This is a genomic window from Klebsiella sp. HMSC16A12, from assembly GCF_001808265.1.
Lineage (GTDB): Bacteria > Pseudomonadota > Gammaproteobacteria > Enterobacterales > Enterobacteriaceae > Klebsiella > Klebsiella pneumoniae.
In genome coordinates, this window is sequence record NZ_KV792545.1 from 49669 (window position 1) to 74811 (window position 25143).

Annotated in this window: 27 protein-coding genes and 1 riboswitch; of the genes, 22 read left to right on the forward strand and 5 right to left on the reverse strand. The window is 50.6% G+C overall.

The features are described from left to right. Window positions 1–1199 precede the first annotated feature (1199 nt). The 17 genes from HMPREF3140_RS04950 (at window position 1200) to HMPREF3140_RS05000 (ending at window position 14261) form a co-directional block, all read left to right on the forward strand. On the forward strand, window positions 1200–2183 hold the full coding sequence (locus HMPREF3140_RS04950; protein ID WP_227502523.1) for a hypothetical protein: 984 nt from the start codon (window positions 1200–1202) through the stop codon (window positions 2181–2183). Between the two features lie 35 nt (window positions 2184–2218). After that, window positions 2219–2431: a hypothetical protein gene (locus HMPREF3140_RS28145; RefSeq protein ID WP_130941730.1), complete on the forward strand. Its 213-nt coding sequence runs from the start codon at window positions 2219–2221 to the stop codon at window positions 2429–2431. 9 nt (window positions 2432–2440) lie between these two features. Then, on the forward strand, window positions 2441–2563 hold the full coding sequence (locus tag HMPREF3140_RS29480) for a hypothetical protein (protein ID WP_254903171.1): 123 nt from the start codon (window positions 2441–2443) through the stop codon (window positions 2561–2563). 40 nt (window positions 2564–2603) lie between these two features. Next, the gene (locus HMPREF3140_RS04960) at window positions 2604–3179 is read left to right on the forward strand and encodes a hypothetical protein (protein ID WP_048979357.1); all 576 of its coding nucleotides are present in this window, start codon (window positions 2604–2606) and stop codon (window positions 3177–3179) included. Between the two features lie 384 nt (window positions 3180–3563). Next, window positions 3564–3809: a recombinase family protein gene (locus HMPREF3140_RS28150; protein ID WP_114260927.1), complete on the forward strand. Its 246-nt coding sequence runs from the start codon at window positions 3564–3566 to the stop codon at window positions 3807–3809. 14 nt (window positions 3810–3823) lie between these two features. Further along, the gene (locus HMPREF3140_RS28620; protein ID WP_023341982.1) at window positions 3824–3988 is read left to right on the forward strand and encodes a hypothetical protein; all 165 of its coding nucleotides are present in this window, start codon (window positions 3824–3826) and stop codon (window positions 3986–3988) included. After that, entirely contained in the window at window positions 3981–4202 is a 222-nt protein-coding gene (locus tag HMPREF3140_RS28155; RefSeq protein ID WP_129773528.1) for a hypothetical protein, read from the forward strand. Before HMPREF3140_RS28620 ends, HMPREF3140_RS28155 begins: the two co-directional genes overlap by 8 nt. Window positions 4203–4304: 102 nt before the next feature. Beyond that, window positions 4305–4601, forward strand: a complete 297-nt coding sequence (locus HMPREF3140_RS04965; protein ID WP_029496997.1) for a hypothetical protein — start codon at window positions 4305–4307, stop codon at window positions 4599–4601. A 2-nt stretch (window positions 4602–4603) separates the two neighbouring features. Then, window positions 4604–4987 (forward strand): hypothetical protein, encoded by a 384-nt coding sequence (locus HMPREF3140_RS04970; RefSeq protein ID WP_070552864.1) that lies wholly within the window; start codon window positions 4604–4606, stop codon window positions 4985–4987. A 115-nt stretch (window positions 4988–5102) separates the two neighbouring features. Then, window positions 5103–5477, forward strand: coding sequence for a hypothetical protein (locus tag HMPREF3140_RS04975; RefSeq protein ID WP_029496995.1), 375 nt, complete (start codon window positions 5103–5105; stop codon window positions 5475–5477). Window positions 5478–5482: 5 nt separating this feature from the next. Then, complete coding sequence (locus HMPREF3140_RS04980) at window positions 5483–10225, forward strand: hypothetical protein (RefSeq protein ID WP_070552865.1); 4743 nt, start codon at window positions 5483–5485, stop codon at window positions 10223–10225. Window positions 10226–10268: 43 nt separating this feature from the next. Beyond that, window positions 10269–10793 (forward strand): hypothetical protein, encoded by a 525-nt coding sequence (locus HMPREF3140_RS04985; protein WP_065807865.1) that lies wholly within the window; start codon window positions 10269–10271, stop codon window positions 10791–10793. 27 nt (window positions 10794–10820) lie between these two features. Then, on the forward strand, window positions 10821–11054 hold the full coding sequence (locus HMPREF3140_RS28160) for a hypothetical protein (protein WP_130941734.1): 234 nt from the start codon (window positions 10821–10823) through the stop codon (window positions 11052–11054). 20 nt (window positions 11055–11074) lie between these two features. Beyond that, window positions 11075–12907, forward strand: coding sequence for a hypothetical protein (locus HMPREF3140_RS04990; protein WP_070552866.1), 1833 nt, complete (start codon window positions 11075–11077; stop codon window positions 12905–12907). Beyond that, window positions 12908–13078: a hypothetical protein gene (locus HMPREF3140_RS28625; RefSeq protein WP_153459229.1), complete on the forward strand. Its 171-nt coding sequence runs from the start codon at window positions 12908–12910 to the stop codon at window positions 13076–13078. Next, window positions 13062–13322, forward strand: a complete 261-nt coding sequence (locus HMPREF3140_RS04995; protein WP_065807862.1) for a hypothetical protein — start codon at window positions 13062–13064, stop codon at window positions 13320–13322. The genes HMPREF3140_RS28625 and HMPREF3140_RS04995 overlap by 17 nt, the downstream gene beginning before the upstream one ends. A 360-nt stretch (window positions 13323–13682) precedes the next feature. Beyond that, entirely contained in the window at window positions 13683–14261 is a 579-nt protein-coding gene (locus HMPREF3140_RS05000) for a recombinase family protein (RefSeq protein ID WP_060578829.1), read from the forward strand. A gap of 690 nt (window positions 14262–14951) precedes the next feature. Here the strand turns inward: HMPREF3140_RS05000 and HMPREF3140_RS05005 are convergent. Further along, a complete protein-coding gene (locus tag HMPREF3140_RS05005) occupies window positions 14952–15782 on the reverse strand; it encodes an AbiJ-NTD4 domain-containing protein (RefSeq protein WP_070552867.1) in 831 nt (276 codons plus the stop codon). 38 nt (window positions 15783–15820) lie between these two features. Continuing rightward, window positions 15821–16969: a tyrosine-type recombinase/integrase gene (locus HMPREF3140_RS05010; RefSeq protein ID WP_370671842.1), complete on the reverse strand. Its 1149-nt coding sequence runs from the start codon at window positions 16967–16969 to the stop codon at window positions 15821–15823. Window positions 16970–17164: 195 nt separating this feature from the next. Continuing rightward, window positions 17165–17261: riboswitch (TPP riboswitch) on the reverse strand. A gap of 185 nt (window positions 17262–17446) precedes the next feature. Between HMPREF3140_RS05010 and HMPREF3140_RS05020 the strand changes: the two genes are divergently transcribed. Continuing rightward, the gene (locus HMPREF3140_RS05020; RefSeq protein WP_004189084.1) at window positions 17447–17869 is read left to right on the forward strand and encodes a universal stress protein; all 423 of its coding nucleotides are present in this window, start codon (window positions 17447–17449) and stop codon (window positions 17867–17869) included. Here HMPREF3140_RS05020 and HMPREF3140_RS05025 read toward each other — a convergent pair. Further along, the gene (locus HMPREF3140_RS05025) at window positions 17866–18780 is read right to left on the reverse strand and encodes a LysR family transcriptional regulator (protein ID WP_032411953.1); all 915 of its coding nucleotides are present in this window, start codon (window positions 18778–18780) and stop codon (window positions 17866–17868) included. The two genes, HMPREF3140_RS05020 and HMPREF3140_RS05025, sit on opposite strands and share 4 nt — an antisense overlap. A 120-nt stretch (window positions 18781–18900) precedes the next feature. On the opposite strand from HMPREF3140_RS05025, the gene HMPREF3140_RS05030 reads away from it, so the two are divergent. Then, the gene (locus tag HMPREF3140_RS05030) at window positions 18901–20712 is read left to right on the forward strand and encodes an adenine deaminase (protein WP_032411956.1); all 1812 of its coding nucleotides are present in this window, start codon (window positions 18901–18903) and stop codon (window positions 20710–20712) included. 2 nt (window positions 20713–20714) lie between these two features. Continuing rightward, on the forward strand, window positions 20715–22058 hold the full coding sequence (locus tag HMPREF3140_RS05035) for an NCS2 family permease (protein ID WP_002912743.1): 1344 nt from the start codon (window positions 20715–20717) through the stop codon (window positions 22056–22058). Here HMPREF3140_RS05035 and HMPREF3140_RS05040 read toward each other — a convergent pair. After that, the gene (locus HMPREF3140_RS05040) at window positions 22048–22947 is read right to left on the reverse strand and encodes a LysR family transcriptional regulator (RefSeq protein ID WP_004149074.1); all 900 of its coding nucleotides are present in this window, start codon (window positions 22945–22947) and stop codon (window positions 22048–22050) included. The genes HMPREF3140_RS05035 and HMPREF3140_RS05040 overlap by 11 nt on opposite strands. A 183-nt stretch (window positions 22948–23130) precedes the next feature. Between HMPREF3140_RS05040 and HMPREF3140_RS05045 the strand changes: the two genes are divergently transcribed. After that, window positions 23131–23448, forward strand: coding sequence for an RcnB family protein (locus HMPREF3140_RS05045; RefSeq protein WP_002912749.1), 318 nt, complete (start codon window positions 23131–23133; stop codon window positions 23446–23448). Next, window positions 23423–23884, forward strand: a complete 462-nt coding sequence (locus HMPREF3140_RS05050; protein WP_020801631.1) for a GNAT family N-acetyltransferase — start codon at window positions 23423–23425, stop codon at window positions 23882–23884. The genes HMPREF3140_RS05045 and HMPREF3140_RS05050 overlap by 26 nt, the downstream gene beginning before the upstream one ends. On the opposite strand, the gene apbC is transcribed toward HMPREF3140_RS05050, so the two are convergent. After that, window positions 23881–24990, reverse strand: coding sequence for an iron-sulfur cluster carrier protein ApbC (apbC, locus tag HMPREF3140_RS05055; RefSeq protein ID WP_070552868.1), 1110 nt, complete (start codon window positions 24988–24990; stop codon window positions 23881–23883). The genes HMPREF3140_RS05050 and apbC overlap by 4 nt on opposite strands. Window positions 24991–25143 lie beyond the last annotated feature (153 nt).

A 25143-nucleotide genomic window follows, 5' to 3' on the forward strand; every position in this document is an offset into this window, starting at 1 on the left:
CAGCCTTCAACGAAGAAGGGCACCCCGAGTCATTGTTACAATAAACTTCTGTAATTCTGCCAGCTTAAGGCAAGTGGCTTGTTAGCACAAGCCTCCCGCAGGGTCATTGCTTCTACCTCGTCTGGCGGGATACGCATTATCACAGTTTTATCTCACTTTTATCACAGCATATGTGACACCTAACGCAATTAATTTACAATTCGTAACTCATTGATTTTGATCTCACATTTTCTACAGCTCAGTTGTATGTGATAAAAGGGCTTGAAGATAGATATAAAAAATGATCTTATATACGCAGAAGTCCTAAATTGGTTTCATAGGGCTTTTAAAGACGGTTAAATAATCTGCATGACAGGGATTGCATAGTCGGAAGGCTCACCCAGCTAATTAGATGTCCAGAGAAATGCTAAATATGCTAGACGCGTGATGTGTTTTTCTGTGTAACATGGTTATCATGGGGGTTAGTATGACGCGCTATTACAGAATGCATGCCCCTAGAAAGCCGGAATGTGCCAACGTTCCCGCCATAATTACAATGCTCGATTAGATAACGCAGCCTGATATTTTTATCAGGAGCACAATATGCGGGACTGGATTCCCCGATTGACCTTCGAGACAGGTCTTGTTTACGTGAAAGGTATAGCAACGATTCTAGCTAGTTCCTGTATATCTGTAGCGTACTCAAAACATCCCCCAAAACGCTCTCAGAAAGCCTATGGGCGATTTTAGGATAATAAGGAATACCTTTTCTTATTTTTATCATTGAATTGATTACAGATCCTCCTGTTAACTCCCCTCCTATAGACGCAGCATAGCTGCACACATAATACATATTACGCAGAAAAGATGGATGCTTTTGCTCAAGATAGACGAATGGCCCTAGCCATGAGGATAGATTGTTGCGTATGGGGGTGCAGGGGCTTGCCCCTGCGTTGCCCTTGGCCTTCTCCATTCACCCTCCTAACTGCATACCTCCTATAGACGCAGCATAGCTGCACTCCCCTTTTAAGTGAAAATAAATTTCCTTATAAAACATACAGATGAAAAATAAATTAAAAATGGTTTTGCACAAACTCATGTTTAAGAGTGGTTATATAGTATGGGGGTGTGAAAAAAGTAAGAAACATGTAAGACTCAATTATACGCTCTATCGAGCACATTAATCTTCTATCTCTTGGAAGCTTATGAAGCAACCCTAGTTGCTGAATAGCTTCCCGCGTCTGCGCCGCAGGCATTCTGTTATCTCTTTATTATTTAATAATGATTTAATTAATATAATAGGAGGACATATTGTCCTTAGTCACTGTAAACAGGCATGGCCTAATATAATTATAATAACAAAAGGTACATCATTAATGATTGTTAAGTGTGAAGATGTTTTTGTAAACTCTCTTACAGGCGAGATTATTAACCCTTTAGATTACTGTCTACCAGAAGGTTACGATGTGTCACCAGCTGTGACAGAGGCTTTAACTGGCCTCCCTTTGAAAGGGACTTATACTACTACTGGCGAAATTAAAAAGGGTAAAGGGCGTAAGCCTAAAGTACTTGTCAACAAGTATTGCTCCCTCTTCCAAAACCTTGAGCGTAAAGATGTTAGAACTACTACTGGCGAAATTAAATCAGTAGCCATTCTACCGTCAGTCATTGATGATGTAGTGACAGGGGCGTTACGCTTGAATGAGGGAGGAGACAACACAACGGTTCCACGTAATCAGCTCCTTTTTGTTCTTGCCCACTTAGAAACTCTGTCAGTAGAAAGCATCCAAAGTCTGTTCACTGCTAAGCGTGAGCTTAAAGGTGATGCTGCTCCGGGTATCAGCTATTGCCGCTACATCTTGCGTAAATGTGAAAGCGTCATTAACAGCCTGTCATATCATATTGAACGCGGTAACTTCTCTCAGCGTACATCATTTGATTTCGCTCAGGATGCTAAGGATTATGAAAAGTATGGATGCGTGCCCTCTTGTGTAATTTCTCCAGCTCCATTTACTAAAGGGGATAAAGAGATAATTCGTAAACTTGCTATTGAAGGGAAGCTCATAGAAGCGGATAAGTATGTTAAAGCAGTATCTGATGCACAGGATAAACTGATGAAGAAGTTCTCCGCTCCAACATTAAAACAGATTGAAGCTGAGATGAATGCTGAGTTTCCGTATGACCCATACATTAGGCAATATTAATTAATACTATCATCAATAATAAGGAAAAAGAAAAGATGAAGATCATCCCCCTTATGAAAGTGCTGCGTGCTCCTTCCGGGAGCGTCCCAATGTCTGAGCTTATGGCTCACTTGGATATCTCCCGAGAACATTTGATTGCTGATATTAAATGGGCTTTCATCAATCGCCTGTTTGATATGTATATCAATCACAATGATGAACTGGTATACACCCTCCGCCCTGAAGGAACTTTCTTCCATAACGCGTAAGGAATCAACATGCATTTAAAACTTCCACAGTCGCTCTTTACCGCAATGGTTAAAGAAGCGCAAGAAAGTAGCACCAGCGTGCAAGCCCTGATTGTCCGCTTCCTGATGCAGCATTACAAACTGACCAAATAACATTTCTTCCTAATACAAATAACAATAAAAGGAAATCAATATGTCTTACATCCCTCGTTCAATCTCTGTAGGCGACATTATCCCAACCAACAACTGTGGTGACATTCGTATTGTTGAATACAAGAATGCTAAACACATCACTGTTGAATTTCTTAATACTGGCTCTCTCAAGGTAGTTAAAGCTTCATCCATTAAAGCGGGTAAAGTAGAGGATAAGATGAAGCCCACCTTTATGGGAGTTGGTTGTATCGGAGAAGGGAATCATCCTACACGCATTAACGGAAAGGTTACTCGTGAATACTCTGCATGGTCTAATATGATTCGGCGGGTATATGGGAATCACCCTAAGTATGCCTCCTACAAAGATTGCACAGTTCATCCTCTGTGGCTCAACTTCTCTACCTTCTGCGATACGCTTCCTCAATTGATTGGGTATGCTGAATGGAAGGCTAATGAGAAAGAGATGAGCCTCGACAAAGATGTTTTGTTTATCGGGAACAGAGTGTATGGCCCATTCACTTGTATGTTTGTTGATGCGTCCCTCAATTCATTAGAGAGTAACATCCGCCGCTGGCGTAAAGAGCACGCTGATAAAGTGGAAGGGGAGGCTAAATAATGGAGCCGCTCATCTTCTTGATTGCAACAACATGTTTCATCATAGGCACCCTGTGGCCTTAACAGAATAACAGCAGCCTAGCCGCAGATAGCTCTGCCCGGTGATGGGTGTGCAAGGGTTTGGTCGCCTGAGCACATCCGGCTGTTTCTACACGGGGGAGAGGAAATATAGATTACTACCGTACTGCCATTCGGAGTAGTCGCCCTTCTGACTTCCTCTTCCCCACCTTCTCCAATACACCTTTGATTCCTTTAATATGAAGATAAAAAATAAATATGTTCAATTCATTTACGACTTAATCACCTTAGCCTGGCTTGACTGGAAGATCATCGCATACATCCTTTCTGTCAGCGCTATAGGGAAATTTCTTATAGGATTTATACTATGACCTTCACTTACACCCGCCCCACTTCCGAACACTTAACTAAATCGCGTCAAGCTTCCTCTGAGAAATATCAGCAGGCTGTACGCCCTGTTGTGGAAGAACTACTCACCTTTGGCTATGGCTATCAGGCCCTGTCAAATGTTCTTAACGCCCGTGGTATTTTCACTCCACAAGGCAAGCCCTTTAATAAGCAGAGCGTTCGCTATTTGCTTTCTGTTCTGGAGCTAACCACTGGCAATCAATAATACAGGAGGGGGGAATGAATACTGATGCATCACTGAAGCGCTTACAAATAAGAGTGCCCCCGGCAATGCGTGAGCCTCTGAAAGAACATTGCAAGCAGATAGATAAAAGCCCAAATGAAATCATCCTCAGCCTTCTCAAAAGATATTTAGAACACACAGGAGCCTTTGATAATGAATGAACTGGTAAAACTCACTGCTGATGTAGAACACCTCCTCGCTTCCAGAGTTGATTACTCAGGCGTCAATGCTAAGCGCTCTCCTAACAATCCAGATGATGCTCGCTCAAGAGCAGCAAGGCAATGTCCCAATAGACAGAGCCTGCCTGAGCACAAGAAAAGCTATCATACCCAATACGCATATAATGAATTCATGCCATTTGAATATGCAGACTAACCTCCCCCTCAGAATACCCCCTAGAAGCTCCTGTATCGCATTCTGAGAGGACTTCCCCCTTAAGACGATAAATCGGATAACATACTTAATAAAAGGCTCCAGATGAATTATACAGAACATAGCATTAAACTACTAAATGAAGAAGAAGCAGCTAAACATTCCCCATTTGGCATTGCTCACTCCCTCTCAATTAAATATCCCCTGATGGACAGCAAGCATTGCCAGACAATTAGTGAGACATTATTCCTCACTGGCATTGATATTACGCTCTATGAGCGCCGCTATTGCTCTCCATTGAACGCTGTAGCTGATGACATACATTTTACAGCAGCAGAATTAGACACGCTCTCAGAGCTGCTGGAAGCGTTTAAAGACATATCAAAAAGAAAAGGAAAATAATTATGGCATATCCCGTAGCAGAAATGATGCAGAAGCTGTTAGAAGCTGGTTACTCCTCGACTGAAGCCGCTAACATGGTTGCTGCTGATGCACAGAGACAAGCTGAAGAACGACAGGCTGTCTCCACCACCATAACACTACGCAATACATATGGTGGCTTTGATTTAAATAAAGCTAAAGAGTTTTTCTCTCATGCTCGTAAGCAAGAGGAAGCGAAACGATTCTTCGACCCGCTGGAAGGTATGCAATCCACTGACAATCTGTCTAAACGTGAACAGATGGATATGATTCGAGGGAAGCACGTTGGTAAAACAGAGAACGCTTCTCCTTTACAGAGCGTTAACACTGGTATTGATTTCTTTAAATCATTGCGGGAAGGTAAATAATAATGGCCCTTCTTATCTATTTCCCTGAGCTTTGGTCAGCCAGTAAGGCTCAGGTGATGGCGCTGTATTACATGCTGAACGGTTTAAAATAATAATAACAAAAGAGAAATTATACATGTCTGATTTATTTGAAGGCTGCAAGCCTCAGTTTCGTATCTGGAGCATTCTGGGCATTCCTGCATTTGAATATGAGGGAAACACCATCCCCTTCCCTCCGCAACATCGTATTGTATTTGCGTATATGGCCTCACTGGCTAATCGCTATGGTGATGTGAGAGTTTCCTATTATTCAGTGTGCAAACGCACAGGGCTGGATGAAATAGAAGAAGCCGCAGCAATCTTTAAATGGCTGGAAGCCTTTGGCCTCATTAAGCGTAGAGTGTCCCTGTTTGAAGATGACAAGGGCAAGAAAGAAGCCACCCGCTATCTGGTCAATTATCCTGAAAACAAATTTCCCTACCCCACCCTTCCCCCAACAATGGAGCGATAATTAACATGGCAGACAATAATTTAAATATCGATTCATTCAGCGATGATGAAGGGTATCAGGTTGAAGATTTTCAGGATAGCGATAGTGTTGGAATGGCTCCGCCTCCTGCCACTAACATTCCCTCAAATCGTAATCAGGCCGCTACTGTAGCCCTCCTCAATTCAAATGACCCTGTACAGCAGATGGCAACCTATCAGGCTGTTAACGCTGAACTGGTGAATCATGGCAACAGCCCCACCATGCAGGATATTACGGAAGCCGTCACCTCCAATGAGCAAGCCGCTATGCAGCGCACTACAGCTCAATATCTGGCTAACCCTGCTATCTCTGATGAATGGAAGGCAAACGCCATTCAGGCTGTGAATGACCGCAGCAATGCCATGTATAATCCTCGCACTATGCTGGCAACTAAAGAAGCTACACAGCCAGTTCCTAACTCCACAGCTGAATCTGCTGATTTACGTGAGCTGTACGCTCAGGGTGTTGGTGAGGCTATGGCCTACCAGCGTGAGAAGCAGAAAGTATACAACGCAACTAAGGCTAAAGAGAGCGGCCTTGCCAATGCGGTAGATGTTGGTGAAAGCTTCCTCCCTCTGGTGGCTGGTGCTAAACAGGCGGGGGTAGAGCGGGCTGTTAATGGCGGTGGGTGGAATGCCCTTAAAGCCTTTATTCTCCCTGGCAGCTCTCGGGCTGATATGGCTGAGAAGTTTAACTCCTTGCCTATTGACCAGCGTCAGGCTGCATTGCAGGGACTGGCAGATAAGATTAACGGGGAAGGTAAGACAGCCCTCCTGCCTGATTCCATTGACCAGACAAACTACGAAGGGCTTCAGCAGGTAATCGAGAATGGTTCCTACACCGTCTCTGATAAATATGTTGATAACGTCATGGGTCTGCTGGACATTGTTGGCATTGGCTCCTTGATTAAGGGCACCTTCAAGGCTGCCGCTGAGGGGGCTACGGCTCTTAAGGGGCTGGATACAGCGGAAGGGCTGGCAGAGGCTACAGCACGTAGCTGGGAGCGCCGCACCATTGCTTCAGACATTCAGCCCGTGTCACCATCTCAGACCATTAAGGATGCCAACCCCGCTAAAGCTCGTGAGCTTCACGCTCTAACAGAAGCTGATGAAACAGGAGATGTTGCTGAGGCTCTGTATGGTACAAGCCGTACCGATGCTATTGCTGGGGATTTAGCCCCACAGCCGGGGAGTGTCACTGGTGGGGTGCAGAGTAAAGTGCATCGCCCTGAGATTGCCTCAGACAATGCCAACATTGCAGACCCTGATATTGTTAACATGGTGACTAACACTGCCTCCCCTCACATATCTCAACGTGAGAAACAGGCTTTAGCTGCTAACGTGTCCAATGATTTCTTCAATGCTACAGGCATGGCCTCCCGTAAAGAAATGAGTTCTATTGCGGAAAGTGTTGATGGAGGTCTGAGCATTAAGGCTGTGTATGGGCCTACAGATAGTGGCTGGTCTAGTGTAGGTGATGCTGTCAATCAGGCTCAATACGCTTTACGCAAGTATGGTGTAGATGAAAATGAAATCTCCATTCTGATGCGTCAGGGTGAAGAGTATGTGCCAATCAGTAAAGAAGCTCAGGCTTCCCTGCTGGCTGGTAACAACGCCCAGATTAAAGGTGATTACCTCCTCCAGATTAATCATCGTTATGAATACACCTCCGCTGACATTCAGGCTTCACAGTTTGAAAAGTTTGGAGTTAGCTCCGTATTCAACTTCATGAACCGCTTTGAGTTTGCCAATGGTAAAACAGGAAATGGTTCCCTCACCTCACAGATTGTTGACCCGGCCTCCATGTTCTCCCCTGAGTTTCTCAAGGGGGCTGTAATTGGTGATGTGGCTGGAGATGCTGTATCCGCTAAGCTAATGAAAACAGCTAAGCCTTTTGTTGACACCATGAAGAAAGTTCCGGCTGACCGTCACTTTGCTATGGAGCGCCGCATTAAAGAGGCCAACCTGAAAGGACAAGCTCTGTCTGAAACTACGCTGAAGGCTGAGGGCTGGAGTGCTCAGGAGATTGCTGGCTTCCTGAGCTTCCGTAAAACTCAGGATACGCTGTGGGAAGTTACCAACGCTGATTTAGTTAAAAGCTACAAGAATCGTGGATATGGCAAACTAACTTATAAGGAAACGGGTTTTGATGTTGTTGCCCGCCCTGTATCTCGCAATCAAGTGTCAGACGGCATCCGTGCTTATGACCCTGTGAAGGATGAAGTGCGCACCTTGTCCAGAGCAGAGCTTGATGAGATGTATGCAGGAAACAAAAGCATCGCTGAGACGGCTGATGTGATGGATGTAGACGGCCTCAAGGTACAGTATGTAATCAACCATAACAGCGCTGAAGCTGGTTACATTCGCTCCCTGAGTGCTGGTGAACCTATTATGGCATACCGTCATGGATATTACGCTGTACGCTATAAAGACCCTCACTTCATTGAGCGTAAGCTAGTTGACGAGATGGGAACCCCACTCCGAGACAGCCACGGGAATGAAGTGTGGAAAGCTGTAGCAACAGCCCCTGATATCCCCTCCGCTGAAAAGGCCTTGGCCCGATATAACTCAACCTCACCGGGGGAATATCGTCGCCGTAACGACCTCAAAGGGGAGGAATATGAGGCAGCGAATACACAGCTACACACCGCAGGTGGCTTGTCAGCTCAACGTATTCGCGGGAAGCGCTTAGAGGATGCTACAGGCAGTAACATGGAACTTGATGCTGTACACATTGAGTCTCCGGGGGAATCGATGATGAATAGTATCAACGCTATTAGTTCTCGTGTCTCCTATCGTGACTGGCTGGAAACTTCGAAGCAGCGCCTCATGGCTACCTACAAAGATGTAATGCCTGTCCGCCAAGGACGCCCTGACTATCCCACCCGTGTTGATGAGATCAAGGGCACCAGCAAAGAGGCGGCAGATGCAAGGGCAATGTTTGAATACATCCGCGCTATGGAGAATGGCTATACCAATCTGATAGATGATGGATATAAAGCAATTGCAAACAGCGTAGCCGATATGGCTGGTACTCGTGGCTTTGGTAAGATGGAGCGGTTCGCCCGTGAATTCTCAGAAGCCTCAGTGACCAACAAAATCAAAATGGTTCCGTTTACTCTGATGATTGCTCTATCCCCGTTGCGTCAGCTTGTATTGCAGACTTCACAGATAGCGATGTTAGCCGGACGTTTCCCAGCGTACATCCCACATCTCATAGGAGATAACCTCCTGCTTATCACTCATAACCTTATGGGGGGCAATGTCCCAGAAGCTGTGCTGAAGACGTTCGGCAGAGATAAGTATTATTGGGACAAGATGATGAAAAGCATGGATGAGAGCGGCATTACAAAAGGTGTAGGTAAGCACGACTTAGCACGGGGAATCATTGATTCCACTGCTGACAGTTCCATCCGCTCTATGAATGCAGCACGTAGCAGCCTATTGGGTAAAGTAGCAAAAGCCCCTGTCACCGCAGGGAGAGCAATTGTTAACACGTCACGTAAGATTGGCTTTGATGCTGGTGAATACATGGTTCAGGCTTCCTCCTTCATGGCGCATTATCATGATGCGGCTAAAGCTGGAAAAGTTCTTACCAAAGGACAGCTAGACGATGTAATTCACATGGCCCGTAACTTCACTGGTAACTTTGGGAAATCAGGCTCACTCGCCATGAACCAGAACAGTGCCTCTGTATTTACGCAATACTTGCAAGTACCTGTCAAAATAGCGCAGCTTGTACTGACTAATAAAGCAATCCCTCTGAAGAACCGTTTAGCGATGGCATCCACCACAGCTATTATGTTCGGCATTGGGACAGAAGATATTTACAACATGTTCTCTGATGAGCTTCCGAAAGACAAGTTTGCTAGGGACGTTGTGGTAGATGGACTTCTCAGCGCCTCAGTTAACGGCATTATTAGTGCCTTCACTGACAAGCCTACTAACATTGATGTAAGCGGATTAAACCCCGTCAACGCGTATGGCGTGGTTGAGTTCTTACAGAAGGTGGGCTCAGGTGGATTTACTAAGCTGGTAACTGAAAGCCCTGCTGGCTCTATTGTCTTTGGCAATAACCCCCGTATCACTAACCTAGTTAAGACTATGGGTAATATGGTGGGCTATGGCGATGTTGCTGATGAGTTACGCCCGCAGCTTTGGGGGCGCCTCTGGAAAGACGTAATTAACCTTTCCTCTGGTACGTCCAATGGCTACAAGGCGATGCTGGCCCTCAAGTATCGGAAAGAGTATGCGGCTAATGGTCGTGTGCTCCGTGATGATGTATCCACTCCAGAGGCACTAGCTATGCTGATGGGCTTTGGTGGGCAGGAGGGCAAAGCTAACTGGAAAGTAATTGAGGATATGGCGGGTAAATATAAGGCCCGTAAAGAGGATGTCCTAGAGATCTTCAATCAAAACTCCAGAATGCTCATTGGCACCACTGAAGGGGACGAACTGGCCTATCAAGTTAAGATGGGACAGCTAGCCATGTCACTATTCAAAGACGACCCACAAGGCGCTGAATGGTATATGGACGCTCTCCGGGAGCAAGTGTCAAATAGTGATGACCGCCTTCTGAAACAAATCATGGAAGCTTCTCGCTGGGCCACGATGGAAGATGTGCATCATTGGCTGGACACCGTTCCAAACATCACTGATGAGCAGCGAGCCAATTACAGGGCTTGGGCTGATATGGCGTATAAAGCGCCGTCTGAGGCTAAAGACAAGTAATAATAACAAGGGCAAGGACGCCCTAATATTAAAAAGGTAGAACATGTTATTTGCACCTCCGGCATTGAAGAAGCAGCGTGTACCAAACAGAAAGAAGCCTTCAGAGAAGCGCAGCCGATATATGGAAACTACCCCTGAATATTCTACACGTAATGGCTATGCCATTTACGCATATAAGGGGGTGGTGATTGAGAAACGCATGAATGTTTATTACATCGCTAAGCGCATTCAGATTAAAGGCTTCCCTGAAGAAGTAATCAAGAAGATGGAAGGCACTTTTACAGCAGCCTACATCCTGAAAGATCTGATTGATTTTGGATTAGAAAGTGTTGATGCAAAGCGTCACGCTGAAGTGAGAGAAAGGCTTAAAAACTGGAAATGCCCCCATTGCGCCACCATAACCCTGCTGGACGCTAAGCACAAACATGTTGTCTGGAAGTATGTAAAGAACGAATGGGGGGAGGAAGACCGCATTGACACAGGCCGTAGACGCCTCAAGTGTCATTATTGCATGGAAGAAACATTGATGGAAGAAGTGGAATATGTCTCAGATGAGACTGTGTTTTAACTACAATAATAAAGAGAACATACATTTATGAGCTACAATTTGATTCCTTTCCCTCTCGATATTACGCCTGAAGCGGCTTTAAAGATTGTGGAATCTAATTTCATTATCTTGTCTGGTGCGTCCATGAAGGCCATTGTGCAGCGGGACGCTGAGGCACTGGAAGATATCCGCAGCTTGAGTGAACAGCTCACCTATATTGAGCATTCACTGAAAGCCGCTATCGATGGCACCCTTATTGATTCTGATTACAACTTACATTAATTATTGAGAGGAATATTATTATGACAGGTTTATTTGACACTTCAGATACTGGCGGCAATGTTAGTGGTGGCGTCTCCCCACAACAGGCCGTAGCTCCAGCTCCCAGCGCTATTACCTCTGCTGTAGGCAGCGGAGCCCTAAATTCTGTAGGGAATCTCTTTACAGCTGTGGCTCAAGGATACGCAGAAGGGGCTAAGAAAGCTCAGGCCGCTAAAGATGCTGGAGTGATTAGCAACTACGGTCAGAAGCTCACAGCTTTAGACGCTGCTGTAGCTCAAGGTTCTATGTCACATGCGGAGGCTCAACGCCGCCAACGTGCTCTATATAACTCAGCTATTGCTAACAACCCCCATCTCACTGAGAAACTTACAGGCTTCACTAAAGACGTAACAACCACTGAGGGCTTAGGTGATACGCTGGCTAAAGGTACAGCAGTAGACCAGCAGATTGTTACAGATACTAAATCAGCTACCGCTGAAGGCTTTATTACTGAGGGGATGACACCAGAGCAGCAGGAGAATGGGCTTAATCTCTATCGCCAACGTCAACAGCAAATTGGGGAAATGAAATTTTATAGCCAGCAACTGGACATTCAGAAGCAGAAAATGAGTATTCAGGCTCAGGCAGAGAGCATTGCAGCTTCCCGTGTACAGCGTGCTAATGCTGCTGCTGAGTTGCAGATTAGGAAGAACCAGATGTATGCACGTCAGGCTACAGCAGACTTTAGCGCTAACGTAATGCAGCATACTCAGACGCAGCTTGATAAGATTCAGGCAGACCTGAGCGCTGGTAAGATTACGAATGAGCAGGCTATGGTGCAGGCTAACAGCCTTAAAGATGCCATCATGGCGCAGACACAGAAGATTCGTGGTGCAGCAGGTGGCAGCTATGTTGATGACATTTCCTCCCCCATCTTCAAATCGATTGATAACCGCATGGAGTTTCTGTCAGGCAAAATCACTGAGGATACGCTGAAGAGCCGCAATAACTCATTACAGGCACAGGCTGAACTGCCTTACCTGTCAGACCCTAAGATGGCCTCCGTCATTGCTTCCTCTAAGTATCTGGGCGGCATCACTAATCCTCAGATTCTGGGAGAGGCCGGGGGCTATATGGCTGAGTTCTTACGCAAGAATATGAACCCTAACGCCACTCCAGCCAACCCTGTATCCACTGATCCGGATGAGAAGGCTGGAACGAAGGCATACACTGGCGGGTTGGTTGATAACATCAATAACCTGAAGAATAAAAACCCTGCCATTGCCGACCCTAAAGGCACCTTTGAGGAATTACAGGTGCATGTTAATCAGCTTATGAAAGGTGGGGCTGCATTCTCTGGGACTACTGACGACCCTAAAGGTTATAACAATCTGGTTAACTTCCTTGCCAACCCTGCTTTCCTTGATTATCAGAAGATGGGCGGGCATATAGACGCAGATAACCTGAGAAATATGCGTAACGCTATCGCCTCCAACTATTCGGATAAGCTGGTTCCTGCTATTCAGAATGCATGGGAACAGGGGAAAAGTGTTGTGGGGGTGCCTCAGACTGGTACGCAGATTGGTGCAGCATTCGTCCCGACTCCTAACACTAAACCTGCTGGAGACACTATCCGTTATGTATGGACTGGCAAAACTATTGAGTTTAAGCCAGCTAAAGGATTTGAGAACAACGCAGGTGTACGGGCTAAGGCCGGGGAATTGCAGCGTCAGCTAGCCCCTCTCATTAACAAGAATGTCATGATGCGTGCTCACCTTGATGGCTCTTCTGATTATTCTAAATATTTCAAAATGAGTGAGCCGGAGATGTTTGGCACGAAAGCTCAGGACACCTCCTCTGTTAATGGGCGCTAAATGAGACTATCCATTGAAACCGTTAGTGCCATTGTCACTCTTGGCCTCATCCCTGTTATTAAATTCTTTATGAAATGGAATCAGGCAAACAAGGAGAAGGCGCACAAGCAAGCTATTGCTGAAGCTGTAGCGGACGCATTGAAGGAGAAACAAGATGATGACAAGCCTTGAAGCTGTACGCGTTCTCAATGAGGCTGCGGCAAAGGCTGGGGTGGCTAAGGATGGCAACCTGCTTAAAGCCTATCTGAAGCTACTTAAACTTGAATATGTAGACTATTCCAATCAACGCTCTAAGGCTCTATGGGGCCTTCATTCCTCTGGCTGGTCTAATGTCATAGACAAGCTGGAGCGTTGCTCTCTGTGTGTTACAGAGCGTGATGAGAGCGGGAACATCCTCACCATATCATTGACGTAACAACCGGCCCTGTACATGGCATACGCTGTGTATGGGGTCTTTTTGTTTCAGGGTAGTGGTAATACTCAAGTAGGCTTGGTTTTCTGCCTACGTCAGAATAAAACAAGTAGCTTGTATTTCCAGCTACGCTGTAATTTTTATTAGAAATCTGGAAGGTGTGTTATGCATAGAAGTCACCCCCGGTACACCCCCTTGTAAGCCTTCCACAGCTCCCCTCCTAAATTATTCCAAACCCCCTTCAACCAACCCATAATTATCACCCACTCAACCAGGCTTGTCAACATATTTAATTGGGTATCACATATTGCACGTTTGTTGATACCATGCCATGCTGTCTTCACTGCCTAATGAGGAATGAACATGAACATCTTCGCCTATTGCCGTGTATCACGCAGTGACCTATCTACAGCTAACCAGAAGCTTGCTATTGAACGTTCAGGCTATAAGCCCACCCATGTGTATGAAGAGCAGGTGAGCGGCTCTGTGTGTGCTGTAGAGCGTCCTGTGTTTGCTGAGATGATTAGTCACATGGGGCCGGGGGACACGCTTGTAGTGCTGAAGATTGACAGGCTAGGCAGAGATAATATGGATGTACAGGCTACCATTAAATTACTGATGGAGCGTGGCATCACTGTAGTTAGTCTGGACTTACCAGCAAAAGACCTCGCCAGTGCTGAAGGCAGAATGATGATGCAGATGTTTGCTGTCTTTGCTGAGTTTGAGAGAAGCCGTATAGCTGAACGTACTAAGGATGGTATAGCCAGAGCTAGGGCTGAGGGGAAGAAGCTGGGGAGACCTGAAGCGGTTGATACTACTGCGATGGTACAGAAAGCTAAGGCTGATGGTATGACGCAGCAAGCTGCAAGTGATATGTTGGGGCTGGGGATAGCTACCGTAAAAAGACACTGGAACAAATCTATTTCGCCAGTAGTAGTATAAATCCTCCTGAGATGGCTGGACAAGCCAGCGTAGATGGACAGAGGACAACAAGTGTCCTTGTCTTGTCGGGAAGGGCATGAGCAAGCTCCTGCTTGTGAATGAGCTTTCCATGCGTATCCTTTGACTTTATGCAGCTCTGCTGCGTGTGAGCGTAGCGAATGCCCTTTGATGATAGCATTTCTATGTTAGTCAGCACTTAAAAAGTGCAACACCCCTACTCCCTCACTCCACTCATACATCACACCTCATTCACACCCTTCCTTCCTGTTCCATCTCATTAATTTATATACTATTGCATGGCATTCTATATACGCACTGGCGTGCACGATTGTATGTACATCTCCGTGACGTATTGTCACCTGTTTATGGAGATGGTAGACAGTGACAGTGTGTGCACCTTCAGGTGCGGCAATAGACAGCCATTCTTCATTAATACAATAGATGGTTAACAAGCACAGCCGTAGGCTGAGCATGTCGTTGTTCAACAGAACGCAAGGCAGCATAGCTGCTCTTGCAACAGCGGGTATGTCTCCTGTCCCGGAAGGGACGAGTCTTTTGGAGACAGTGGTATAACTACATGGGCTATTTTCTGTAGAAAAATTATCCCTGCTGGTAATGAAGGGACTCCGTCCCAAATATCACTGCTGCCGCATTAAAAATGCGAGGTATAATAGCACCCCGCAATATTATTTAATCAGCCATTTTAGACACAAGATAATTACTAAAGGCGCTACATATCACCAGCATATAACGAGCTTCTTCTAATGTGGGCTCCTCACTATCATCTGTTAACGCGTGACGTATTCCCCCCTGGTCACTTGTATACCCATATAGCTGTTGGAATGCTCGTTTCATTGCTGGATGAATATGTCCTTTATCCTCAATAGTTTTAAGGCAATCCCCAAGAGTCCCTTTCTCATTACCAGAGATCTTCTTGCACAATGATTCTATGGCAGAGATAGATTCTTTGATTGAGTTTCTATAATCAGGCTGCTCTCTATCTGCCATTAACTCTAGCGCTCTTGTGAAATGATTTCTAGCGGATTCCGTGTTATTAGCCAACGCTCCCTCAATACTTTCAATTTCCACTTCATCTGATATAGGCGTAATTAATCCATCGATTACCCTGTAGGCAACGCCATATTTTCCAAAGGTATCATTAAGGGGGTCAGCTAAATCACAATTACGGTGCTCTGAAACATACAAGAAAATAGACTCAATCAAATCAAATACTTTATACCACTGTTCTCCGTATATATAACGTTTTATAATGGTTAGCTGAGAATCTTGTCTCATCGTATCGGTGCTATAATTAGGAACGTGATCTGCAGGGTTGTTAAAATAATGAATCCATATTTTCTTTGAGCATATTGGCGCGATCAAACTCAAAAGACTGTTTCCGAAAACTTCCAAATATAAGCAATTCCAAATCGCCTTTCTAGTTTGGTCATTTAAGCCATACAACTGAAAAACATCCTCTACTTCAACATGCCCATATCTTTGAGAGAACGGCTTAACCATAAATAGCCTGCCTTTTTGCTGTGTTAGTTATGTAACGTTTACCGCCAGTTAAGTCCATCAATGATATGACATACAACGGACAGTGGGAAGGTGTGGATATACCTGCGCGTTATGCCTGTCCCCGTCTTCTCATGCCCTACTACTTGCTGCAAGTGAGTGATGTCATTCATCCATCCAGTGGCCGCTGTAACAACGCTATGTCTAAAGCTATGCACTATCCTCCGCTGGTTGTGGATGTCTCTGTATGGGATGTTAAGCTCTTCCCTGATATCTGACATCACCTTACCAATCTTAGCCATATTGGTTCCCGCTACTTCACTGAAAAGCTCCGTCTTCTTGCTTGCAGCAAAATCCAGAAAACCTAAATCAATAAGATGGTTATGGAGAGGAACCTCCCTCGCTGCGTTCTCAGTTTTTCCGTCCGTAATGAGTAGATAGTGACGATTACTATCATCGTCATATCTCACTTGTGATTTAGTGAGGGTGGCAATCTCCCCCCTTCTTGCTCCTGTATACGCAAGAAGCAGGATAATCCATTTGAGCCATTCAGGCTTGGCCTCTTCGATTGCATAACTGACAAAGCTCTTCATCTCACTATTTGTATAAGCCCCATAGCGAGCGCTAGACGGCGGAGCTATGACACCATCTGTAGGGGATGCTGTAAGTACGTCCTTTTCTTCCACCAAAAATGTTTTAAACAAAGATTTATAAATTTTTAAATGCTTGTGAATCGCCTCCGTCCCTATCAGGTGTTCCTCCGGCACATCACACGCAATGAGCTGTTTTATATTCATAGACCTGTAAGGCTGTATGACTCGCTTAGGGAGGCCTTCTACCACCTCCATCACCTGCTTTATGTCCCTCTTTGTGATGGTAGCTACATCCCTATCATCTCCAAGTATGGTTAATAACACTTCCATATAGCGCTCATTTGCAGAGTGGATAGCAGCAGTCCAACCCTTCCCCCGCTCATGTTTGTATTGCGCCCAAGCTTCTCCTAAATGCAGCCCCTTCTTATGCTCTATCTGCTTCTCTGGAGGAAGGGAGAGCGGCATAGAGAGCGGGAAAGCTCTAGCTGCCCTTTCAAGCATTCGATTAGTGTTAAGCGCGTTAAGCTGGAGACAGAGAGCTTCTGGAGTTAACTGGCGATTCTTAACCTGAAGGATAAAAGGCATTAAAGCTATCATCAAAACGCTGGCCTCACGATGGCTATCAGTGTTCAGAGAGCGCCTAAACATTTTCCCATCTGGAAGGCAAAACTGAATGTAGTAGATAGAGTCCCGAAGGAAGGTATAGCGGATACGTTTGGTAAGCAAAATCAACACTGCCTCTGTTACAGTTCATACAGGAAAATGAACAGAAGCTTATGTAACGCAATGAATTATATAAAAAATTAACCCCCTACGCTGGCATTATCCAGATCAGGTGGTACGGGTATTTCTCAGCCTTCAACGAAGAAGGGCACCCCGAGTCAAAATAGTGAAATTGTTAAGCGTTGTGGAATTTACCGCAACTCACCGGTTCATACAACAAGCCTTTAGCCCTGGATACGACACCTTCGCGGCCATCATGCTCTTCAGGCGACCGGGCGGGATTGCATTCCGCTGCTGGCGGGCGGAAAATAATGACATCATGCGCTATTTAGCCTACCGAGGATATACGCCATGGCCGTTTATCACCATGCGCTGGTACTGATTAACAGCAGTCAGGACGGCGTCCCGCTGCTCCAGCATGCCGCCAGAATGGCAGAAGAGAACGGCATGCGCATCACCATCGCCCACATCAGCACCGATTACCGGGCGCTGAACTATGTTTCCGACAGCCTGCGCGACGATCGGGTCTCGCAGGAGGTGATCCAGGCCAAAGCCCTGCTCAACGAGCTGGCCTGCACCGTCTCCCTGCCGGTGGATACCCTCTCGCTGGTGACCACCCGCCGGTTTGAAGACGTGGAAACCTGCGTTCGGCAGCGGCAGATCGATTTAATTATTGCCGGGCACCATAACCGGTTGCTGGGCGTCCTCTCCTCACACTCGCTGGAGTACATCAACCACTTAACCGTAGACGTGCTGATCAAGCACCTGCCCTAGCGCAAGGCGGCCTGCAGCAGAGAAAAACAGTCTTCAATAAGCGGGGGCAGCGCCTGCGGGCCGCGCATCAGGGCCACTGTGCGGGCGAGCACCGGCTGCTGCAGCTGGGCGACCCTGAGCGCCGGGTCCTGCAGATGGGTGGTGTACAGCGCCGGCAGAATCGCCACCGCTAAGCGCGAGCGCACCAGACCATACAGGGTTTCGATATAGTCCACCTGGTAGCGGGTGGTCAGCGTCAGGCGATGGCTCTCCACTAATGCCGCCACCAGCCGCTGGATATTGCCCTTCGAGAACACAGCAATATCCCGCCCCACCAGCTGTTTCCACGGCAGATGTGCCTGCGCGGCCAGCGGATCGTCGCGGTGCAGCACCGCCACGAAGGGATCTTCGCGCAGCGGATAGACCAGCAGTTCTGCGGGCAGTGAGCTGTCGATCGCCCCGATGCCGAAATCAATCTCGCCGCGCTGCAGCGCCTGGATAAGCGCATCGTTGGTCTGATCGTGAAATTCAATGCGCAGACGCGGAAAGGCCTCAGCCAGGGTCTGCGGCAGCAGCGGAAACAGCAGCGAACTGACCGACGGCACCAGACCGATACGCACCGTCCCGTCGCCACCCGCCTCGACAATCTGCTGCATATCGGAAAAGGCCGCCTGCGCCACGCTGAGGATCCGCTGGGCGTGGGGTAAAATCGCCGCCCCCAGTTCAGTCAGAGTGACCGTCGCAGCGGTACGGTTGACCAGCTTACCGCCGAGTACCGTTTCAATCTGCCGCAGGGCGCTGCTCAGCGCCGGCTGGCTAATCGCCAGCCGACTGGCGGTATCGGTAAAATGGCGCAGCTGGGCCAGGGTGACAAAATACTGAAGCTGTTTAAGAGAGAGCGCGGGCAGCCGCTGCCAGGGTTCGTTCATCATCGGGTTCGCTACGGTGGTCCTGCACAATAACCCGAGCTTATCGGGTGATAAATTTATTCATCTGGGCAAACGTTTGCTGTGCCCCTAGAGTATCCGCATTATCCTTGTGCCGGAGTGGTTATGTCCAGCAATGCTCAAGTCCGCCGTCGCGCCGTGCAGGCCGCGCGCGGTGAATCCCCGTTTGATCTGCTGCTGATCGATGCGCAGATCGTCGATATGGCCACGGGCGAAATTCGCCCCGCTGACGTCGGTATCGTCGGCGAGATGATCGCCAGCGTCCACCCGCGCGGCAGTCGCGAAGACGCCCATGAAGTGCGTTCCCTGGCCGGTGGCTACCTGTCCCCCGGCCTGATGGACACCCACGTGCACCTCGAAAGCTCGCACCTGCCACCGGAGCGCTATGCGGAAATCGTCCTCACCCAGGGCACCACCGCGGTGTTCTGGGATCCGCATGAGCTGGCCAACGTCCTCGGCGTCGCTGGCGTGCGCTATGCGGTGGACGCCAGCCGCCATCTGCCGCTGCAGGTGATGGTCGCCGCCCCGTCCAGCGTCCCCTCCACGCCGGGTCTCGAAATGTCCGGCGCCGATTTTGCCGGCGCGGAGATGGAGACCATGCTCGGCTGGCCGGAAGTGCGCGGCGTGGCGGAGGTGATGGATATGCACGGCGTGCTGCACGGTAGCGAGCGGATGCAGGAGATTGTCCAGGCCGGTCTCAACAGCGGCAAACTGATTGAAGGCCACGCCCGCGGCCTGAGCGGCGCTGACCTGCAGGCCTACCTCGCCGCCGGCGTCACCTCCGATCACGAACTGACCTCGGCGGACGACGCGCTGGAAAAACTGCGCGCCGGGCTGACGATCGAGATCCGCGGCTCGCACCCCTATCTGCTGCCGGATATCGTCGCGGCGTTAAAAACGCTGCCGCACCTCTCCTCGCAGATCACCGTCTGCACCGATGACGTGCCGCCGGATATACTACTGGAGAAAGGCGGCATCATCGCCCTGCTTAATCTGCTGATCGAGCACGGTTTACCGGCGGTCGATGCGCTGCGATTCGCCACCCTCAACGCCGCTATTCGCCTGCAGCGCCACGATCTCGGGCTGATTGCCGCCGGGCGGCGCGCCGATCTGCTGGTGTTTGATTCCCTGGAGAAACTGGTGGCCCGCGAAGTCTACGTAGGCGGTAAGCTGCTGGCCCGCGCGGGCAACCTGCTGACACCGATCGCGCCCGCCGCGGGCGTCACGCCGCCGCGCGATACTTTGCAGATCGCCCCCCTCCGCGCCGATGACTTTATTCTGCGCGTCCAGGGCATTCGTCACGGCATCGCCCGCCTGCGCCATATCCGCGGCGCGCGCTTCACTCAGTGGGGCGAAGTGGAAGTGCAGGTTCGTGACGGGAAAGTCCAGCTGCCCGCCGGCTTCAGTCTGATCTGGGTCAAGCACCGCCACGGCCGCCATCAGGCGACGCCGCAAATCGCCCTGCTTGAAGGCTGGGGTGAGCTGCGCGGCGCCATCGCCACCAGCTACTCCCACGACTCGCATAATCTGGTGGTGCTCGGGCGCGACGCTAATGATATGGCGCTGGCGGCCAACCAGCTTATCGCCTCCGGCGGCGGGATGGCGCTGGCGCAACAGGGCGAGATCCTTGCCCATGTGGCGATGCCGATTGCCGGCATGCTGTCGGATCTCCCGGCCGCGGAACTGGCGCGTCAGTTCCGCGAGCTGCGCGATCTGAGCAGCCAAGTCGCCGACTGGGAGCCGCCGTACCGGGTCTTCAAAGCCATTGAAGGCACCTGCCTTGCCTGTAACGCCGGGCCGCATTTAACCGATTTGGGTCTGACCGACGGCGGCAGCCGCCAGATAGTCGACCCGTTGATAGCCTGCCGGGAGATCCCGGAGCCAACCGATCACAACAATAATCCTCAGGGAGCCTGAGCATGGCCGATAACACACTTCACTCTTCCGCCCGCGCTAACTGGCTGGAGCGCCGCTTTGCGCTGCGCTCGCGCGGCGGCACGCTACGCACCGAATGCCTGGCCGGGATCACCGGCTTTCTCGCCGCCGCCTATTTACTGGTGGTTATCCCGGGGCTGCTGGCGATCGGTGGGATGGATAAAGGCGCCGCCACCACCGGCACCATTCTGGTCTTCGTCGTCGGCTCGCTGCTGATGGCGTTTTATGCCAACCTGCCGTTTATCGTCGGCCCGGGCATTGGCGGCTCGGTGCTGGTGGGGGTGACGCTGGCCGGTAGCGAAGGGATTGGCTGGCAGACTGGCCTCGGAATTGCCTGCTGGTCGGGGATCCTCTTCTTCCTGCTGACCCGCTTTGGCCTGCGCGAAGTGGTCACCCGCTCGGTGCCGCAGTCGATCAAGCTGGGATTGACGGCCTCCATCGGCCTGTTTGTCGCCGTCCTCGGTTTTCGCAATGCCGGGCTGGTGCTGGCCAATGCGAAAACCAACGCCCTGATGCTCGGCGACTTTCTCGCCCCCGGCGCGCTGGTGGCGCTGTGCGGCCTGTTCCTGGCGATAGCCCTGCAGGCGCGTAAGGTACCGGGCGCCATTTTGTGGGCTATTTTGTGCGCCACGCTGGTGGGTATCCCGTTCGGCGTGACTAAACTGCCGACGCATTTTATCGATGCCCCCCACTCGCTGGCGCCGGTGCTGGGACAGGTTGACCTGCTGGGGGCGTTAAACATCGCCTTCCTGCCGTTCCTGTTCGTCTTTTTCGCATCTGAGTTTTTCTCCACCATGGGGACAACGCTGGCGGTGGGCGGCGAGGCGGGTCTGCTGGATGAAGAAGGCAACATGCCGCAGATTAATCGCCCGTTCATGGTCGATTCGATTGCCGCCGCGCTCGGCCCGTGGGTGGGCATTCCGGCGGCTACGGCGCTGATTGAATCTTCGGCGGCAGCGGAAGCGGGCGGCAAAACCGGCCTCACCGCGCTGTCAGCGGCGGTAATGTTCCTGCTGATGCTGCTGTTCACGCCGGTGGCGTTGATGATCCCGAAAGAAGCCACCGCCCCGGCGCTGATCCTGATTGGCCTGAACATGTTCAGCGGCCTGCGCAAAGTGGATCTTGCCAACTTCACCGACGGGCTGCCGGTGCTGATGATGGTGATGATCACCCTTATCGCCAACAGCTTTGGCACCGGGATTGCCGGCGGGCTGCTGTTTTACATTGTGATCAAGGCTATCGCCGGTAAGTGGCGGGAGATCCCGATTGGCCTGTGGGTATTGGCCGTCCCGCTGGTGTATTACTTCGCGACCTTAGTCAGGCATTAAGCCCTTCACAATGTGATTTCACCTCTTCATATAACAAACGCACCGCGGCAGAGAGCTGTTTGCGGTGCGGACAAATCAGATTCAACGGCACTACATCCCCCTGATAACGCGGCAGCAGGCGCCGCAGGCGCCCCGCCCGCAGATCGTCGCTGACGTCGAGCATCGATTTATAGGCAATGCCCTCCCCGGCGATCGCCAGCCGACGGATCACCTCGGCGTCGTCGCTCATCACCGTGCCGGAAACCTTCTGCTGCTGAACCACGCCGTCGAGGCTCAGCGACCAGCGGTCGAACGGACGGCCGCGCAAAATGTAGATCAACGCATTGTGCTGGCTGAGTTCCTCGAGGGTCTGCGGTTCGCCATGGCGGGCGATCCACTCAGGCGAGGCCACCAGCACCCGACGATTTTCCGGCGCCACCGGCAGCGAGATAAACGAGGCATCGTCGTTATTGCCATAGCGAAACGCAACGTCCACCGGATCTTTAAACACGTCGGTCAGCTGATCGGAAAAGAGCAGCCGCAGGCGCAGCGCCGGGTGGCGTTGGCGGAAATCGCGGAACAGGGTCAGGAGCAGGTTACGCCCGAGGTCCGACGGCACGGCAATCTGCAACATGCCGCGAACTTCATCATCCGGGGTCTGGATCTTCTGCAGACCGGCCTCGAGGGTATCGAGCATCTGGGTGGCGTAGGGCAGCCAGGTCTCCCCCTCCGGCGTCAGGCGCAGGCTGCGGGTCGAACGGGCAAACAGGCGAATATTGAGGATCGTCTCCAGACGCTTAATTGCCGCGCTGACCTGCGCCGGCTGCTGCCCGGCCTCGCGCGCCGCGTCGCTAAAACTGCCCAGCGCCGCGGCGCGGACAAATAAGGTCAGATCTTCCAGCCTGAACATGCTGATTCTCCCCTGCTTCAGATTGCTCCCAAAATACGCATCACCGTCGCTGCAACGCAAGCGGCACAAGACTTGCGCCGCGTTTTGCTTACACTTTTTAAAAATCCAGTGCTTGCCATTTCAGCAACGCATCAGGAATGATACGAGGCTGCTATTTTGAGTCCAGGTAATATTGAGGAAACTATGCGTAAAACAAAAATGATGCTTCTGGGCGTACTTCTTGCCACCGCTGGCGCCAGCTGGACGGCTACTGCCGCGGGGATCGATCAGTATGCGCTGAAAGAGTTCACCGCCGATTTCACCCAGTTTCACATCGGCGACACCGTTCCGGCGATGTACCTCACCCCGGAATACAACATCAAACAGTGGCAGCAGCGTAACCTGCCTGCGCCGGACGCCGGCAGCCACTGGACCTATATGGGCGGTAACTACGTGCTGATCACCGATACCGAAGGCAAAATCCTCAAAGTGTACGATGGCGAGATCTTCTATCACCGCTGATCCGCGCAATCTCCACGTCCGCCCCAGCGAGCCAGCGGACTCTCCGGCGCTGCGCCAGATCTTCCTGCGGGCGCGCAGTTTATCGTGGACCTGGCTTCCCGCCGCGGCGTGGCGGCTGGAGGATTTCGATGCCGCCACCGCGGATGAACAGCTGTGGGTCGCGGAATGCGACGGCCAGCCGGTGGGCTTTGCCGCCGTATGGACCGCCGATAATTTCCTTCACCATCTGTTTGTCGACCCCGACTGGCAAGGCAAACATATCGGCAGCGCGCTGCTGGCGCAGGTCGAACGGACCTTTACCGCCAGCGGAACGCTGAAGTGCCTGATGGAAAATAAAAACGCCCTGCGCTTCTACCAGCGTCATGGCTGGACCATCGAAGCACAGGGCGCGTCGCCCGAGGGCAGATACTGGCTAATGCGCTCGCCGCGGCCTTAAACGGCGCGGAAGGCAATCTCACCCGGGATCACTTCTCCCTGCCAGTACATCTGGGCCGCCACCCGGCCCGCCAGCTGGCGGTAGATGTCGGTAAATTCGCTGTCCGAACGCGCCACCACCGTCGGCGTGCCGTTATCCAGATCTTCCCGCAGCGTAATATGCAGCGGCAGTTGGCCCAGCAGCTGGGTGTGGTATTTCTCGGCCAGTTTTTGCGCGCCGCCGGTGCCGAAGATAGGCTCGTGGTGCCCGCAGTTGCTGCAGATATGCATGCTCATGTTTTCCACGATCCCCAGCACCGGCACTTCCACTTTCTCGAACATCACGATGCCTTTTTTGGCGTCGATCAGCGCGATGTCCTGCGGCGTGGTGACCCCCACCGCGCCGGTCACCGGGATGTTCTGCGCCAGGGTCAGCTGGATGTCGCCGGTGCCCGGCGGCATATCCAGCACCAGGTAGTCGAGGTCCGGCCACAGGGTCTCCTGCAGCATCTGCATCAGCGCCTTGCTGGCCATCGGCCCACGCCAGACCATGGCGTTGTCGTCGGTCACCAGGTAGCCGATGGAGTTGGTTGCCAGACCATATTTCATGATCGGCGCCATATGAGTGCCGTCCGGCGAGGTCGGGCGGCTGTCTTCCGCACCCAGCATGGTCGGAATCGACGGACCATAGATATCGGCATCCAGAATGCCCACCTTCGCTCCTTCCGCCGCCAGGGCCAGCGCCAGATTTACGGCAGTAGAAGATTTACCGACGCCGCCTTTGCCGGAGCTGATGGCGATAATGTTTTTCACGCCGTTGACCCCGGGCTGGTTTTTCACCCGCTTGAGGGTTGCGATGCTGTGGGTCAGCTTCCAGTCGATAGCCTTCGCGCCGGTGATGCGCAGCAGTTCGGCGCTGCACTGCTCTTTCAGCGCTTCGAAGGCGCTGCTCCAGACGAACGGCATTTGCAGTTCAATATGGACGGTATCGTCCAGCCAGGCGACATGGTGCAGCGCCTTAAGGGCGGTGAGATTATGCTTCAGGGTTGGGTGCTGGAAATTGGCCAGCGTCCCGGCGACCATCGCACGTAGGCGCTCAGGGGATTTGGCCTGGGATTGCGAATTCATCCCGACTCCTTTGTTGTTTTGAGATGCTTTCAGTAATCACAGAGTTTATCACAGGTAACGATTATCCATATATGGGCAGCCATTTATGGCGCACCCACAGCCCTTTTGGTAATATCGGAAGCCCTTTTTACAACAGAAGATGTAATGCTCACT